At 61.6% G+C, this 14529-nt stretch carries 11 protein-coding genes and 6 tRNA genes; 14 read left to right on the top strand and 3 right to left on the bottom strand.

Features of this window, described 5'->3' with window-relative positions:
• The first annotated feature begins 31 nt into the window (after positions 1-31).
• The 11 genes from EXV95_RS06670 (at position 32) to EXV95_RS06620 (ending at position 8274) form a co-directional block, all read left to right on the top strand.
• Complete coding sequence (locus EXV95_RS06670) at positions 32-853, top strand: SPOR domain-containing protein (protein ID WP_176886277.1); 822 nt, start codon at positions 32-34, stop codon at positions 851-853.
• Between the two features lie 26 nt (positions 854-879).
• On the top strand, positions 880-1368 hold the full coding sequence (locus EXV95_RS06665; protein WP_176886276.1) for a CvpA family protein: 489 nt from the start codon (positions 880-882) through the stop codon (positions 1366-1368).
• A gap of 78 nt (positions 1369-1446) precedes the next feature.
• Entirely contained in the window at positions 1447-2952 is a 1506-nt protein-coding gene (gene purF, locus EXV95_RS06660) for an amidophosphoribosyltransferase (protein WP_176886275.1), read from the top strand.
• Between the two features lie 118 nt (positions 2953-3070).
• A complete protein-coding gene (gene gltX / locus EXV95_RS06655; protein WP_176886274.1) occupies positions 3071-4492 on the top strand; it encodes a glutamate--tRNA ligase in 1422 nt (473 codons plus the stop codon).
• Positions 4493-4557: 65 nt separating this feature from the next.
• Positions 4558-4633: transfer RNA gene (locus tag EXV95_RS06650), tRNA-Ala, on the top strand.
• Positions 4634-4663: 30 nt separating this feature from the next.
• Positions 4664-4739: transfer RNA gene (locus EXV95_RS06645), tRNA-Glu, on the top strand.
• A gap of 52 nt (positions 4740-4791) precedes the next feature.
• Positions 4792-4868 (top strand) — tRNA-Asp (locus tag EXV95_RS06640).
• Positions 4869-4933: 65 nt separating this feature from the next.
• Positions 4934-5009 (top strand) — tRNA-Ala (locus EXV95_RS06635).
• A gap of 30 nt (positions 5010-5039) precedes the next feature.
• Positions 5040-5115, top strand: a tRNA-Glu gene (locus tag EXV95_RS06630).
• A 52-nt stretch (positions 5116-5167) separates the two neighbouring features.
• A tRNA-Asp gene (locus tag EXV95_RS06625) sits at positions 5168-5244 on the top strand.
• A 147-nt stretch (positions 5245-5391) separates the two neighbouring features.
• Positions 5392-8274 (top strand): EAL domain-containing protein, encoded by a 2883-nt coding sequence (locus tag EXV95_RS06620; protein WP_176888978.1) that lies wholly within the window; start codon positions 5392-5394, stop codon positions 8272-8274.
• 204 nt (positions 8275-8478) lie between these two features.
• On the opposite strand, the gene EXV95_RS06615 is transcribed toward EXV95_RS06620, so the two are convergent.
• The 3 genes from EXV95_RS06615 to EXV95_RS06605 form a co-directional block, all read right to left on the bottom strand.
• Positions 8479-9237 carry a 3-hydroxyacyl-CoA dehydrogenase gene (locus EXV95_RS06615; protein ID WP_176886273.1) on the bottom strand — a complete coding sequence of 253 codons (759 nt, stop codon included), beginning with the start codon at positions 9235-9237 and terminating at the stop codon, positions 8479-8481.
• A 115-nt stretch (positions 9238-9352) separates the two neighbouring features.
• Entirely contained in the window at positions 9353-10405 is a 1053-nt protein-coding gene (locus EXV95_RS06610) for an extracellular solute-binding protein (RefSeq protein WP_176886272.1), read from the bottom strand.
• Positions 10406-10826: 421 nt separating this feature from the next.
• Positions 10827-11375, bottom strand: coding sequence for a phasin family protein (locus EXV95_RS06605; RefSeq protein ID WP_176886271.1), 549 nt, complete (start codon positions 11373-11375; stop codon positions 10827-10829).
• 199 nt (positions 11376-11574) lie between these two features.
• Between EXV95_RS06605 and EXV95_RS06600 the strand changes: the two genes are divergently transcribed.
• The 3 genes from EXV95_RS06600 (at position 11575) to pncB (ending at position 14449) form a co-directional block, all read left to right on the top strand.
• Positions 11575-12516, top strand: coding sequence for a histone deacetylase (locus tag EXV95_RS06600; protein WP_176886270.1), 942 nt, complete (start codon positions 11575-11577; stop codon positions 12514-12516).
• On the top strand, positions 12513-12998 hold the full coding sequence (locus tag EXV95_RS06595; protein ID WP_121420425.1) for a thioesterase family protein: 486 nt from the start codon (positions 12513-12515) through the stop codon (positions 12996-12998). Before EXV95_RS06600 ends, EXV95_RS06595 begins: the two co-directional genes overlap by 4 nt.
• A 230-nt stretch (positions 12999-13228) precedes the next feature.
• The gene (pncB, locus tag EXV95_RS06590; RefSeq protein ID WP_176886269.1) at positions 13229-14449 is read left to right on the top strand and encodes a nicotinate phosphoribosyltransferase; all 1221 of its coding nucleotides are present in this window, start codon (positions 13229-13231) and stop codon (positions 14447-14449) included.
• Positions 14450-14529 lie beyond the last annotated feature (80 nt).

Below are 14529 nucleotides of genomic sequence, written 5' to 3'. Positions count from 1 at the left end.
AGGTTCTGAGGTCCGAACGAGTCGTTACTCCATGGCATTTTTCAAGTTTCGGTGGCCCGGTCAGGGTGAACAAGCTCAGGCCGAAAAGCCGTCCAAGCGCCCGCGCACCCCGCAGGCCGAGAGCATCGAGGTGATGCGACGGCGTGCTCGCCATCGGTTGATCGGCGCCGCAGTGCTGGTGCTGATTGGGGTGATCGGTTTCCCCATGCTGTTTGACACCCAGCCCCGGCCGATTCCGGTGGATATTCCCATCGAGATCCCCGACCGCAACAAGGTAGCCCCCTTGGTGGTGCCCGCTCCAGTTGCTGAGGCGCCGGCTGCTGCCAAGCCTTCGACACCGCCTTCGCAGGACGTGGCCACCGCACCGCGCCCCACGCCCCAGCGCAACAACAGTGCGGTGGGCAATGGCCTCGCGGATGGCGAGGAACTGGTGCAAGGATCGCGTCCCGCGGCTTCCAAACCCGCCCCTGCAGCGCCAGCCAAACCGGAACCGAAGCCAGAGCCCAAGCCGCCGGTGCCCAGCGAGCCCAAGCCTGTGCAGCGCCCGGACGAGGCTGCCCGCGCGCGTGCGCTGCTAGAAGGCCGGTCGGCAGAGCCCGCGACTGCGGCTGCCACCGCAGAGGAAGCCCGGTTCATTGTGCAGGTGGGTGCTTTCGCAGACGCAGACAAAGCCCGTGAAGCGCGTACCAAAGTGGAGCGTGCGGGCATGAAAACCTACACCCAGGTGGTGGACACCAAGGAGGGCAAGCGCACGCGGGTTCGTGTGGGGCCTTTCACCAACCGGGCTGAGGCGGACAAGGCTGCGGCGCGCATCAAGGCGCTGGATCTGTCGGCCTCTGTGCTGACTCTGTAGGCCAGCGCCAAGGGGTTTCTGCATCCATGGCTGCGCTGGACTGGATTTTTGCGGCGGTGCTGCTGGCATCGATGCTCATAGGAGCCTGGCGCGGGCTGGTGTTCGAGGTGCTGTCTCTGGTGGGGTGGGTGGTGTCTTTTTTTGTGGCGCAATGGTTTGCCGAGGACATGGCGGCGTTGTTGCCTATGGGCGAGTCGGCCGAAGCATTGCGCTATGCCGCAGGGTTTGTGGTGGTGTTTGTTGCGTCGGTGTTTGCCTGCGGCTTTTTGACATGGCTTGCAAAAAAGCTGGTGGACGCCATCGGCCTGCGGCCTGCAGATCGTACTTTGGGGGCGGCCTTCGGGGTGTTGCGCGGGGTGGTTTTACTGCTGGCGATGGCCGTGGTGGCGGGCCTCACGCCCCTGCACGAAGCCTTGTGGTGGCAGGAGTCCCAAGGGGCCCCGGTGCTGGCTGAAGTGCTTCGGGGCTTGAAACCGGCGCTGCCGGAAGAATTTGGAAGGCATCTGCCTTCCTGATAGCGATGCGGTTGCGGCCAGAAGCCGTTGCCGCTGGGTTGCCGCGGGGCTGTTCCCGCAAACGGATGGAATACAACTATGTGTGGAATCGTCGGCGTCGTCAGTCCAGCGCCCGTCAATCAGCTGATCTATGACGCCTTGCTGCTCTTGCAGCACCGTGGTCAGGACGCAGCGGGCATCGTGACCCAGCAGGGCCGCAAGTTTTTCATGCACAAGGCCAAGGGCATGGTGCGCGATGTGTTCCGCACGCGCAACATGCGCGCGTTGCCTGGCAATGTGGGTCTGGGCCAGGTGCGCTACCCCACCGCAGGCAACGCCTACAGCGAAGAAGAGGCGCAGCCGTTCTATGTCAATGCACCGTTCGGCATCGTGCTGGTGCACAACGGCAACCTGACCAATGCGCGCGAACTTCGCACCGAGCTGTTCCTGACGGACCACCGCCATACGAACACGGAAAGCGATTCTGAAGTTCTGCTGAATGTGTTCGCGCACGAGCTGGAGCGCGCCACCCGGGGTGTGCCGCTGCAGCCTGAAGATGTCTTCACGGCGGTACGTGCGGTACACAAACGCATCAAGGGTTCTTATGCCGTGATCGCGCTGATAGCAGGCCACGGCCTGCTGGCCTTCCGCGACCCGCACGGCATTCGCCCGCTGGCCATGGGGCGCAGCCAGGATGGAACTGTGATGGTGGGCAGCGAATCGGTCGCCCTGGAGGGCACTTCGCATGTGTTCGAGCGCAACATCGACCCCGGCGAGGCGATCTTCATCACGCTCGACGGACAGGTGCATGCCCGCCAATGCGCAGATAACCCGCAGCTCAACCCCTGCATCTTCGAATTCGTGTACCTGGCGCGCCCGGACTCGGTGCTCGACGGCATTTCGGTGTACCAGGCGCGTCTGAACCTGGGCGAGGCCCTTGCCAAGCGCGTGGTGTCTACCGTGCCGCCCAACGAAATCGACGTGATCATCCCCATCCCGGAGTCGAGCCGCCCCAGCGCCACGCAACTGGCTCACCTGCTGGGCATCCCATACCGCGAAGGCTTCGTCAAGAACCGCTATGTGGGCCGAACCTTCATCATGCCGGGGCAGGGTGTGCGCAAGAAGTCGGTGCGCCAGAAGCTCAATGTGATTGGCAGCGAGTTCAAGGGCCGCAACGTGTTGTTGGTGGACGATTCCATCGTGCGTGGCACCACCAGCCGCGAGATCGTGCAGATGGCACGCGACGCCGGCGCGCGCAAGGTGTACCTTGCCAGCGCTGCACCGCCGGTGCGTTACCCCAACGTGTACGGTATTGACATGCCCACCAGCAGCGAACTGGTGGCCCATGGCCGCACGGTGGAAGAGATTCGCCAGGCGATTGGCTGCGACGCACTGATTTATCAGGATGTGGACGGCATGAAAAAGGCGGTGGGCGCCCTCAACAGCGCCATCGTAGGGTTTGATGCGTCCTGCTTTGATGGTGTTTATGTGACCGGAGACATTACCGCCGAGGGCATCGCCAGCCTGAACGAGGGGCGGGTGGGTGTGGAGGAGGGAGAGGAAGATACCTCCCGCCTGGCGCTGCCGAATGCCCAAGAGGTTTAGGGCTCGGATCGTTGCAGGTCGCCTTGTCCTGGATGGCGACCTGGCAGCCAGCTTTGCCACCGCTCTCTGGATTGATTGAATCTTGAAACTGGCCCCGCGAGGGCCAGAACTTATTGACATGACTGATACCACTGCTTCCGGCGCGGGCCGCGTGCGCACCCGTTTTGCCCCGTCTCCCACGGGATTTATCCACCTGGGCAACATCCGCTCTGCGCTGTACCCCTGGGCGTTTGCCCGTGCCACCGGCGGCGATTTCATCCTGCGCATTGAAGACACGGACCTGGAGCGTTCCAGCCAGGCGGCGGTAGACGTGATCATCGAAGGCATGGCATGGCTCGGGCTGGACCACGACGAAGGCCCGTTCTACCAAATGCAGCGCATGGACCGCTACAAGACTGTGTTGGCAGAGCTGCAGGCCGCAGGCCATGTGTACCCCTGCTACATGAGCGTGGCCGAACTGGATGCCTTGCGAGAGAAGCAGATGGCCGCCAAGGAAAAGCCCCGCTATGACGGCACTTGGCGCCCCGAGGCCGGCAAGACCCTGCCGCCCGTGCCCGAGGGGGTATTGCCCGTGCTGCGTTTCAAGAACCCGCAAGGCGGTCTGGTGGCGTGGGATGACAAGGTCAAAGGCCGCATCGAGATCAGCAATGACGAACTCGACGATCTTGTGATTGCGCGCCCCGATGGCACGCCCACCTACAACTTCTGCGTGGTGGTGGACGATATCGACATGGCCATCACCCATGTGATCCGGGGTGACGACCACGTGAACAACACGCCGCGCCAGATCAATATCTTCCGCGCTCTGGGCAAGGAGCCGCCGGTGTATGCCCACCTGCCCACCGTGCTCAACGAGCAAGGTGAGAAGATGAGCAAGCGCAACGGTGCCAAGCCCGTCACTCAGTACCGCGATGAAGGCTATCTGCCCGATGCCATGGTGAACTACCTGGCGCGCTTGGGCTGGAGCCACGGCGACGATGAGATCTTCAGCCGCGAGCAATTCCTGCAATGGTTCAACCTCGACCACCTGGGTCGCAGTGCGGCCCAGTTCGACGAAGCCAAGCTGCGTTGGGTGAACGCCCAGCACCTCAAGGCCATGGCCGACGATGCACTGGCCGCGCTGGTGGCGCCTCAGCTGCAGCAGCGGGGTGTATCTGCCGAAGCGCTGGCAGATGGGCGGCTTGCGCGGATTTGCGCCTTGTTCAAGGATCGCTGCGACACCACAGTGGCGCTCGCCGATTGGGCGCATGTCTTCTACGGTGAAGTAACGCCCGTGGATGCGGAGCGCAGCCAGCACGTTACCGAAGCCATTGCACCCGCGCTGGATGCTTTGGCCGATGCGCTGTCGGCCTGTGCATGGGACAAGGCTTCCATCAGCGCTGCGTTTAAGCAGGTGCTGGCTAGCCAGGGCCTGAAGATGCCCCAGCTGGCCATGCCCGCACGGGTGCTGACCGTGGGTACGGCCCACACGCCCTCGGTGGATGCCGTGCTGGAATTGGTCGGTCGTGAAAAAGTTGTAGCGCGTTTGCGAAACCGCTAAAAATCTGTCTATAATTCAAGGCTCAGATGATGACAACAAACACGGTGTGTTTCGAGTCATTAAGTGGGGGTATAGCTCAGCTGGGAGAGCGCTTGCATGGCATGCAAGAGGTCATCGGTTCGATCCCGTTTACCTCCACCAAAGTTTGATATCGGTTAGTTCCAAGGTTTTGACCCTATCGTCTAGAGGCCTAGGACATCACCCTTTCACGGTGAGTACCGGGGTTCGAATCCCCGTAGGGTCGCCAAGTTGTAGCGCTTGGCTTGTGTTGAAAAGATGCAAGCAAAAGCTGCCTGCCAGGAGTGGTAGTTCAGTTGGTTAGAATACCGGCCTGTCACGCCGGGGGTCGCGGGTTCGAGTCCCGTCCACTCCGCCAGTCAAAAACCCTTGCAGGTCTTTGATATGCAAGGGTTTTTCTTTGGTGTAAGCCAGAGAAGTTTTGGGGGTATAGCTCAGCTGGGAGAGCGCTTGCATGGCATGCAAGAGGTCATCGGTTCGATCCCGTTTACCTCCACCAAAGTTTGATATCGGTTAGTTTCAAGGTTTTGACCCTATCGTCTAGAGGCCTAGGACATCACCCTTTCACGGTGAGTACCGGGGTTCGAATCCCCGTAGGGTCGCCAAGTTGTAGCGCTTGGCTTGTGTTGAAAAGATGCAAGCAAAAGCTGCCTGCCAGGAGTGGTAGTTCAGTTGGTTAGAATACCGGCCTGTCACGCCGGGGGTCGCGGGTTCGAGTCCCGTCCACTCCGCCAGTCATCAACCGCTGCAGTCGCAAGGCTGCAGCGGTTTTTTGTTTTTGTGCCTGCGGTCCCCCATTTGTGGCTGAAAATGGGTTGTGCAAAAATGTGTAACAACATGGCCGCACTGAGGGTGGGGCACATCAAAGAGACAAGGTGCCCATGACACCCTCCCGGTGGCAGATCCATTCCCAACATACCGCCAGCTTCAGAAGCGTGGCGCCAGTGTTGTGGCTGCTGACCGGGGCTGCGGTTGCCGCCTGGGCATATTTCTCGATGGCGACTCCCGAACGAGTGCGGCATTTCCTGGTACTTCACCAGGGGCTGGAAACGCTCTCGATTGTGGTGTCGGCACTGGTTTTTGCGGTGGGCTGGAAGGCGCACAGCATCAATCCTCAGCGGAACGTGTTCATTCTTGCCTGCGGTTTTTTGGGTGTCGCCTTGCTGGATTTTTCGCACATGCTGTCGTATGCCGGCATGCCCGATTACGTCACGGCCAATTCGGTGGCCAAGGGCATCAATTTCTGGCTGCCTGCGCGTTACCTGGTGGCTGTAAGCCTGCTGTGGGCGCTGGGGCTGTACTGGCATGCGCCTGGGGATTCGGCACCTGCGGGGCCGGGGCGATTTGCCGTGCTGGCGCTGGTCCTGGGCGTTGTCGGAGCGGTTCACGTGCTGGTTTTCTGGTACCCGCACTGGTATCCCGAAACCTACGGATCAAAAGGTCTTACCCCGTTCAAGATTGCGGCTGAATATGGCGTGATTGCCTTGTATGCCGGGTCGCTGGTGCTCCTGCTTCGTCTGGCGAGAGAGAGTACATCGTTTGATGTGGCTCGCCTCTTCGCGGCGGTCTGGGTCATGGCCTTGAGCGAGTTCTTTTTCACTTTCTACGTTACCGCCACGGACCCTTTCAACCTGCTGGGCCATGTCTACAAGGTGGTGGGTTACTACTATCTGTACCGGGCCATTTTTGTGGGCACTATTGAGGCGCCATACCGCGCATTGAAGCAGTCCGACAAGGCCTTGCGTGCGGTGCTGGACGCGGTTCCCGATCTCATGTTCGAGGTGACGCGCGGTGGTCGTTATATCGAGATCCATACGCGCCAGCCCGAGTTGCTGCTGTTGCCGGCCGAACAGGTTCTGGGTCGCACCATTCACGACATTCTTCCACCGCAGGCTGCTGCGGTAGCACAGCGTGCCATTGACGCGGCTGCCGAGCACGGGGTTGCCCGTGATTTCCAGTACACGCTCGATCTGCCAGACGGCAAGCACTGGTTCGAACTCTCCGTGGCCCGCAAAGTGATGGATGAGGCGTCAGAGGCGCATTTTGTGGTGTTGTCCCGTGACATCACGCAGCGGGTGCAGACGCTCGATACCTTGCGCAAACTGCGCCATGCTGTAGAACAGGCTCCCAATTCGATCTTCATCGCTGGAGCCGACGGCAACATTGAATATGTGAATCCGGCTTTTTCCGTCACCACCGGATACAGCCTTGCCGAAGTTGTCGGGCGCAACCCGCGTCTGCTCAGCGCGGGGGGAACCCCGCTGTCTGTTTATGCCGACCTTTGGGCGCATCTGTCCTCGGGGCGTGCCTGGCGCGGCGAGTTTCTCAACCGCCGCAAGGACGGTCGTGAGTACTATGAGTCGGCCATCATTTCGCCGCTGCACGATGAGCAAGGGCGGGTCACGCACTACCTGGCCGTGCAAGAAGATGTGACCGAACGCAAGCGCGATGAAGAGCGTATCCGCAAGCTGGTCAACTTTGATGCGCTGACGGGCTTGCCCAACCGTACGATGTTTGCGTCGCGGTTCAGCCAGGCGCTTGCGCTGACCCAGCGCAGCGGACAGCATCTTGCATTGCTGTACCTGGATCTGGACCATTTCAAGAATGTTAATGACTCCCTGGGCCACCAGGTGGGCGATGAGTTGCTGGTGGAGATCGCACACCGGCTGCAGTTGGTGCTGCGCGAGGAAGATACCGTGTCGCGCCCTGGGGGAGACGAGTTCATCATCGTGCTGCCATTGGCGGATGCGCAGCATGCAGCCCATGTGGCCGAGAGCCTGCAGTCCGAGGTGCGCCGGGTCTGCAGGTTGGGCCACCATGAGCTGGTGGTGACGTCGTCCATCGGCATTGCTTTGTATCCAGAGGATGGCCGTGAGTTTGAAACTCTGGCACAGCGTGCTGATGCGGCGATGTTCCGTGCCAAGGAGACGGGACGTGACACCTACCGGTTTTTCTCTGCCGATATGCAAGCCCACTCATTGCGGGTGTTGCAGATAGAAAATGCGTTGCGCAGTGCGGTGGTGCAAAACCAGTTGGCGTTGCACTACCAGCCCCAGATCCGTTTGCGCGACCGCAGGCTCACCGGGGTTGAGGCACTGCTGCGCTGGACCCATCCGGAACTCGGCTTGATCAGCCCCGCAGAGTTCATCCCCGTGGCGGAAAGCAGCGGGCAGATTCTGGGCATTGGGGAATGGGTATTGCGCACTGCACTGGCACAGGCACGCGCGTGGTGCGAGGCGGGCCATACCGGGTTCACGGTGGCGGTCAATCTGTCGATGGTTCAGTTTCGCCATCCCGGTTTGGTCGAGATGGTGCAACAGGCACTGGCTGACAGCGAGGTGTCGCCTCAGATGTTGGAACTGGAGCTGACCGAGAGCATTGCCATGGACGCCCCTGAAAAGGTGATCGCCATTGTCCAGCAGCTGTTTGATTTGGGAGTGCAGCTGTCCATTGACGACTTTGGTACAGGCTACTCGTCGTTCAGCTACATCCAGCGCCTGCGGGTTCACAAGCTCAAGATTGACCAGTCCTTCGTGCGCCATCTTGGCGAGGACGGCAGCGCCCAACACATCGTGCGCGCCATCATCGGCTTGGCACAGAGCCTGGACCTGGAGTCCATCGCCGAAGGGGTCGAGACGGCCACGCAGTGTGAAGCTTTGCTATCTTTGGGTTGCAATACCGGCCAGGGGTATTACTTCAGTCGGCCGGTTCCGGCGGTGCAACTGGATGCATGGATGACAGAGCGTCGCGTCACCCTGGTCTGAGAGCCTGCTTACGACCATGCGAAACCGTGAACAGGCTGCTGATGACAGCCGTTTACCTTCCTGGCAATGACAACCTCCTCCTCAGGAGGTGCGAAAGGTGGAAGTTTGAAGAAAATGGCCCGTAGCGCTTTATATGAAAGCATTGTTTGCTATATATATAATAGCAAATAAGGTGTGACGCTGTCGGCGCCAAAGGCCATTGTTTCAGCGTGGTGCCAAGCGGATGGCTCCGTCGAGGCGAATCACTTCGCCATTGAGCATGTCGTTCTCAAAGATGTGCTGCACCAGCTTGGCATAGTCCTGCGGCGTGCCCAGGCGGCTGGGGAAGGGCACACCAGCGGCCAGCGCGTCCTGCACTTCTTGCGGCATGCCAAACAGCATCGGTGTTCCGAAGATGCCGGGGGCAATCGTCATATTGCGGATGCCGTTGCGCGCCAAGTCGCGGGCGATCGGCAGGGTCATGCCGACCACGCCGCCCTTGGATGCGGCATAGGCTGCCTGGCCAATTTGGCCGTCATAGGCCGCGACGCTGGCCGTCGAGATGAGCGCACCGCGCTCGCCGGTGGATTCGGGTTCGTTCTTGCTCATGGCTTCGGCGGCCAGGCGGATCATATTGAAGCTGCCGATCAGGTTGACCGTGATGGTCTTGCTGAACAGCGCGAGGGCATGGGCGCCGTTCTTGCCCACTGTTTTTTCAGCGGGGGCAATGCCAGCGCAGTTGACCAGGCCCATGAGCTTGCCCAGCGAAACCGCCTTGGCCACTACCGCCTGGCCATCGGCCTCGTTGCTCACATCACATTTCACAAAGGCGCCGCCGATCTCCTGGGCCACGGCTTCGCCTTTTTCGGCCTGCATGTCGGCGATGACCACGGTGCCGCCCTGGGCCGCCAGCATGCGTGCCGTACCTTCACCCAGGCCCGATGCGCCGCCGGTGACGATGAATACCTTGCCCTTGATGTCCATGTGCTGTCTCCTGTAAGTGACGTTAACGTAAACGTCAATTATGGCGCATCGAGGCCGACTTTCTGAAGGCGAAAAAAAGCCCGGCCAGGCCGGGCATGTCAGGAGCCGGGCGGGCTTACTGGAAGCCGACGCGGTCCAGCATCTGCTGCACCCTCGTGGTGTTGGCGCCCACTGCGCTGATAGGAATGGTCTCGCTCTTGAAAGGCTGTCCACCCGTCATGGCCTTGAGGGCAGGGTTGTCCAGGGTCACACCCTTTGCGGCAGGCCACTCGTTGTTGCCATTGGCAAAGTAGTTCTGTGCTTCGGGGCTGGCCAGGTATTCCAGAAACTTGACCGCGTTGGCCTGGTTCTTGGAGTGCTTGGCCACAGCGCCGCCCGCGATGTTCAGGTGGGTGCCCCAGGATTCCTGGTTGGGGAACACCACCCCCACCTTGTTCACCACAGCCACATCTTCAGGCTTGGTAGAACGCATCATGCGGGCCAGGTAGTAGCTGTTGGTCACGGCGATATCGCATTCGCCAGCAGCCACTGCCTTGATCTGGTCCGTGTCGCCACCTTTGGGAGGGCGCGCCAGGTTGGCCACCAGGCCCTTGAGCCAGGCCTCGGCCTTCTGCTCGCCCATGTGCTCTGTCACGGCGCCAAAAAGGCTCAGGTTGTAGGGGTGCGAGCCGGAGCGGATGCACAGCTTGCCCTTGTTTTTGGGGTCGCCCAGCTCTTCGTAGGTATCGATGTCCGCCTTTTGCATCTTGACCTTGTTGTAGACGATCACGCGGGCGCGGGTGGAAAGGCCGAACCAGGCGATGCCGCCGTCAGCGGCTGGCTTGCTGCGCAGGTTGGCGGGGATGGCGTCGTTCAGCACCTTGGACTGGATGGGCTGGAAGAGGCCGTCCACTTCACCCTTGTACAGACGTGCGGCGTCCACCAGCAGGATCACATCCGCTGGCGAGGCAGCGCCCTCGGCCTTCAGGCGCGCCAGGATGCCGGCGTCGTCGGCATCCACGCGGTTGATCTTGATGCCAGTGGCCTTGGTGAAGCCGCTGTACAGCGCTTCGTCGGTGGAGTAGTGGCGGGCCGAGTAGAGGTTGACGACTTGTTCCTGGGCATGGACAACGCCTGCAGCGGCGGCCAGGGCACAAGCACTCAGCAAGGCTTTCACAGTCTTCGACATGGATGCATCTTTCGGGGTTGTAACTCCGCCAATGATAAAGCAAACACGAATTATTCTTAATAAACGCCCAAGAGAGAGCGGGATTTGGTGCGAGCGTCTGATGTAGCGCAAAGGCGAGGCTGCCAGCCGGGGAGGACGGGGCGGGAATTTCCGACAAGGCCGCCACAACGGGGCCCCGCTGCCCGCCGAACCGGCCGCTGAAGCCGCGCAAAGCCAGTTCCGGTGCGCTGCGCGAAGGTCCAGGCAAAAAAAAAGCCCGGTCATGAACCGGGCTTTAAAAGGATCCCTGAAACGGGGGTTTCGAGAGGATCCAAGGAGACAACTGGTGCACTGCGGAGGGTGTCCGCAGCGCGTGGTTGAATTATCAGGGTATTCCCTGAATGCGGCCTAGAGTTTGCACTCCAGACCGCAGGTACTGGACTTACCGCTTGCGGGGAGTTGCAGTCTTGGCGGCGTTGGCAGCGGTATTTGCCACGGCGTTGAAGTTGGCTTCGGCCACGTCAGACGCTTGCTTGACGGCCTTTTGAACGGATTCAAAAGCGTTGTTGGCGGCAGAGACGGCGCTCTTCATCACGGCCACAGCGGTTTCGGAGCCGGCAGGTGCGTTCTTGGCGGCGCTGTCGACCAGGTTGGTGAAGCTCTTCTGAGCATCAGCAGCTTGCGATTCAAAAGCCTTGCCGAATTCGGCGCCGGTGCCCGAAGCGATGTCATACAGGTGACGGCTGTACGCGGCGGTCTTTTCAGCCAGGGGCTGGAACAGGCCGGCTTGCAGGGCCAGCAGTTCTTGTGCGTCCTTCACGCCCAGGACAGCCTGGGTGTGGGTAGCGGCTTCCGACAGAGCGGCGCGCGAAGCGGTCACGTTCAGTTCAACCAGCTTTTCCACGCCTTCGAAGGCCTTGGTGGTCAGACCAAACAGGGTTTCGATGTTGGCTTTGTGCGAGGCCAGGATTTGTTCAGCGGTCAGCGTCATGTCATATCTCCTAAAAATGAGGGCCTTGAAGGCCAGGTGGTTCACAGACATCTGCGCTGGCCCTGACTCGGTAAGTCATGTTGCAGTGCAGCATGGGTTGAATTTTAGGGGCTTCGTTCGCGATTGCAAGGGTTTTTTGTTGCGGTGCAGCAAATTAGGGACGGCCACCCAGAAATCCGCCCTTCGCCACAATCGCGTCATGCACGCCTACTACGCAGACCATTTTGTGCTGCCCTTGCCCGAAGGCCATCGGTTTCCCATGGCCAAGTACAGACTGCTGCGCGACCGGATTGCCCAACACCTGCCGGGTGTGTCGCTCCAGGTGGCCTTGCCTGCTACAGACCATGAGTTAGCGCTGGCCCATGCGCCCGACTACATCGACGCCATTGCCGACGGCACGCTGCCGCCCCTGGCCCAGCGCGAGATTGGGTTTCCCTGGAGCGAGGCCATGGCCGAGCGCGCGCGGCGCTCTGTGGGCGCTACCGTGGCCGCAAGCCGCGTGGCGCTGCGCGAAGGGGTGGCGGGCAACCTCGCGGGGGGCACGCACCATGCGTATGCCGACAAGGGCAGCGGGTTTTGTGTGTTCAACGACGTGGCGGTGGCCGCCCGGTTGATGCAGGTGGAATGGGCGCGGGGCGGCGGCGGGCGCACCGCCCGGCCGCTCCAGGTGGCGGTGATTGACCTGGATGTGCACCAGGGCAACGGCACGGCACACATTTTTCGGGGCGACCACAGCGTGTTCACGCTGTCGCTGCACGGGGCTCGCAACTTTCCGTTCCGCAAGGAGCCCAGCGACCTCGATGTCGAGCTGCCCGATGGCTGCACGGACCCTGACTATCTACAGGCCCTGGAGCAGGCGCTCGATACCCTGGAGCAGCGGTTTGCGCCTCAGCTCATCTTCTATCTGGCAGGTGCCGACCCCCATGAGGGTGACCGCCTGGGGCGGCTGGCGGTGACGCACGACGGGCTGGAGGCGCGCGACCGGCGTGTGTTCGACTGGGCGTGGCAGCGGCGGATCCCCCTGGTTTTTGCCATGGCCGGCGGTTACGGCCGCAACCTGGACGACACGGTGTTGGCCCAGCTCAACACCTGGCGCGTGGCCTGGCAGTACCACCAGCGCTGGCAGAATGTGCGGCCATGACTTCTGCCGCCAGCACCACCCCTGCCGCTGCGTCCGCACCGGCCGCCCGCCCGTCCCCGCAGCCGCGCAGCGCCTACCAGGCCTTTCGCTCCATCACCACACGCTGGGCCGACAACGACGTGTATGGCCATGTGAACAACGTCGTGTACTACAGCTGGTTTGACACTGCGGTCAATGCCCACCTGATCGACCAGGGCGTGCTCGATATCCATGCCGGCGGCACCATTGGCCTGGTGATAGAAACCCAGTGCAATTACTTTGCCCCGCTGGCGTTTCCGCAGACGGTGGAGGCGGGCATCCGCGTGGCACGGCTGGGCGGCTCCAGCGTCAGGTATGAGGTGGGCCTGTTTGCCCAAGGCGAGCCGCTGACCGCTGCCGCTGGCCATTTCATCCATGTGTATGTGGACCGCGAAACCCGCCGGCCGGTGCCCGTGCCCGAGGCGCTGCGCACCGTGCTGCAGGCTCTGGTGGTGCCCGGCTGACCGCGTGCAAACTGGCTGGTATGGTTTTGATAGCGCGTAACGCAACACAGATAAGCGCTGGCGCACCATAGGGCACTCAACCAGGCCAGGCGCTGTGCGGCGGCTGAATCCTGGCTGACGCCGCTGGCCTTGCGCGGTGCCAGGGTCCCCGATGGCCTACACTTTGCGGCTTCGTTGCCCGGTCTGAGGCCTTGGGAACGTGTTCGCGATTTCTGAGGCTTGCCCTGTCCATGATCATCACCAGCCTGCTCGACACCGACCTGTACAAGTTCACCATGATGCAGGTCGTGCTGCACCAGTTTCCGGGGGCGCAGGTCGAATACAAATTCAAGTGCCGCAACCCCGGCGTGCAGCTGGCGCCCTTTGCCAACGAAATCCGCGACGAGATCCGGTCGCTGTGTTGCCTGCAGTTCCAGGATGCCGAACTGGCCTACCTGCGGTCGCTGCGTTTCATCAAGAGCGACTTCGTGGATTTTCTCGGGCTGTTCAAGCTCAACGAGAAATACATCACCGTCACGCCCCAGCACAACGGCGAGATCGAAATCTCCATCCGGGGGCCGTGGCTGCACACCATCCTGTTCGAGATCCCGGTGCTGGCCATCGTCAATGAGGTCTACTTTCGCAACACGCAGAAAGTGCCCGACTTCCTGGAAGGCCGCCGCCGCCTGGATGCCAAGATTGCGCTGCTGCAGGGCGACGGTCTGTCGGACCTCAAGATTGCCGACTACGGCACCCGCCGGCGTTTTAGCCGCGCCTGGCACGAAGAAGTGCTGCGCGTGCTGGTGGCTCGACTGGGCACCGGCGACCGTCGCCCCGGCGCACCTGCAGGCCCTGGCCAGTTCGCTGGCACCAGCAATGTGCTGTATGCGATGAAACTGGGCGTGACGCCGCTGGGCACCATGGCGCACGAATATCTGCAGGCCTGCCAGGCGCTGGGCCCGCGCCTGCGCGACAGCCAGGTCTTTGGCTTTGAAATGTGGGCCAAGGAGTACCGGGGGGACCTGGGCATTGCGCTGTCGGACGTGTACGGGATGAGCGCCTTCCTGCGCGACTTTGACCTTTACTTTTGCAAGCTGTTTGACGGCGCGCGGCATGACAGTGGCGACCCGTTTGCCTGGGGCGAGCGCCTTTTGGACCACTACCGCAAGAACCGCGTGGACCCGCTGACCAAGACGCTGATCTTCAGCGATGCGCTGACCGTGCCGCGCACCATCGAGCTGTACCAGCAGTTCCGGGGCCGCTGCCAGCTGGCGTTTGGCATTGGCACCAATCTCACCAATGACCTGGGCAGCCCGCCGGCGCACGAGCCGCTGCAGGTGGTCATCAAGATGACGCGTTGCAACGACCAGCCTGTGGCCAAGCTGTCGGACACGCCGGGCAAGGGCATGTGTGATGACGAGAAATACCTCGCATACCTGCGACAGGTGTTTGATATCCCTGCGACAGCGTAGCCGCGCTGGCGCGCGGAAGCGCCCAGAGGTTCCGTGAAGTGCCGCGATGTGCCGCGAAGTACGTCAAACCGCCGTGAGGC

The organism is Acidovorax sp. JMULE5 (assembly GCF_013376875.1).
In the GTDB taxonomy this organism is placed as follows: domain Bacteria; phylum Pseudomonadota; class Gammaproteobacteria; order Burkholderiales; family Burkholderiaceae_C; genus Acidovorax; species Acidovorax facilis.
The sequence above is the reverse complement of the archived record's forward strand: the minus strand, read 5'-3'. Positions and strand labels throughout refer to the sequence as shown.

Coding starts and splice junctions, on each gene's coding strand:
- EXV95_RS06670 (WP_176886277.1), top strand. CDS start 32: ATGGCATTTTTCAAGTTTCGGTGGCCCGGTCAGGGTGAACAAGCTCAG.
- EXV95_RS06665 (WP_176886276.1), top strand. CDS start 880: ATGGCTGCGCTGGACTGGATTTTTGCGGCGGTGCTGCTGGCATCGATG.
- purF (WP_176886275.1), top strand. CDS start 1,447: ATGTGTGGAATCGTCGGCGTCGTCAGTCCAGCGCCCGTCAATCAGCTG.
- gltX (WP_176886274.1), top strand. CDS start 3,071: ATGACTGATACCACTGCTTCCGGCGCGGGCCGCGTGCGCACCCGTTTT.
- EXV95_RS06620 (WP_176888978.1), top strand. CDS start 5,392: ATGACACCCTCCCGGTGGCAGATCCATTCCCAACATACCGCCAGCTTC.
- EXV95_RS06615 (WP_176886273.1), bottom strand. CDS start 9,237: ATGGACATCAAGGGCAAGGTATTCATCGTCACCGGCGGCGCATCGGGC.
- EXV95_RS06610 (WP_176886272.1), bottom strand. CDS start 10,405: ATGTCGAAGACTGTGAAAGCCTTGCTGAGTGCTTGTGCCCTGGCCGCC.
- EXV95_RS06605 (WP_176886271.1), bottom strand. CDS start 11,375: ATGACGCTGACCGCTGAACAAATCCTGGCCTCGCACAAAGCCAACATC.
- EXV95_RS06600 (WP_176886270.1), top strand. CDS start 11,575: ATGCACGCCTACTACGCAGACCATTTTGTGCTGCCCTTGCCCGAAGGC.
- EXV95_RS06595 (WP_121420425.1), top strand. CDS start 12,513: ATGACTTCTGCCGCCAGCACCACCCCTGCCGCTGCGTCCGCACCGGCC.
- pncB (WP_176886269.1), top strand. CDS start 13,229: ATGATCATCACCAGCCTGCTCGACACCGACCTGTACAAGTTCACCATG.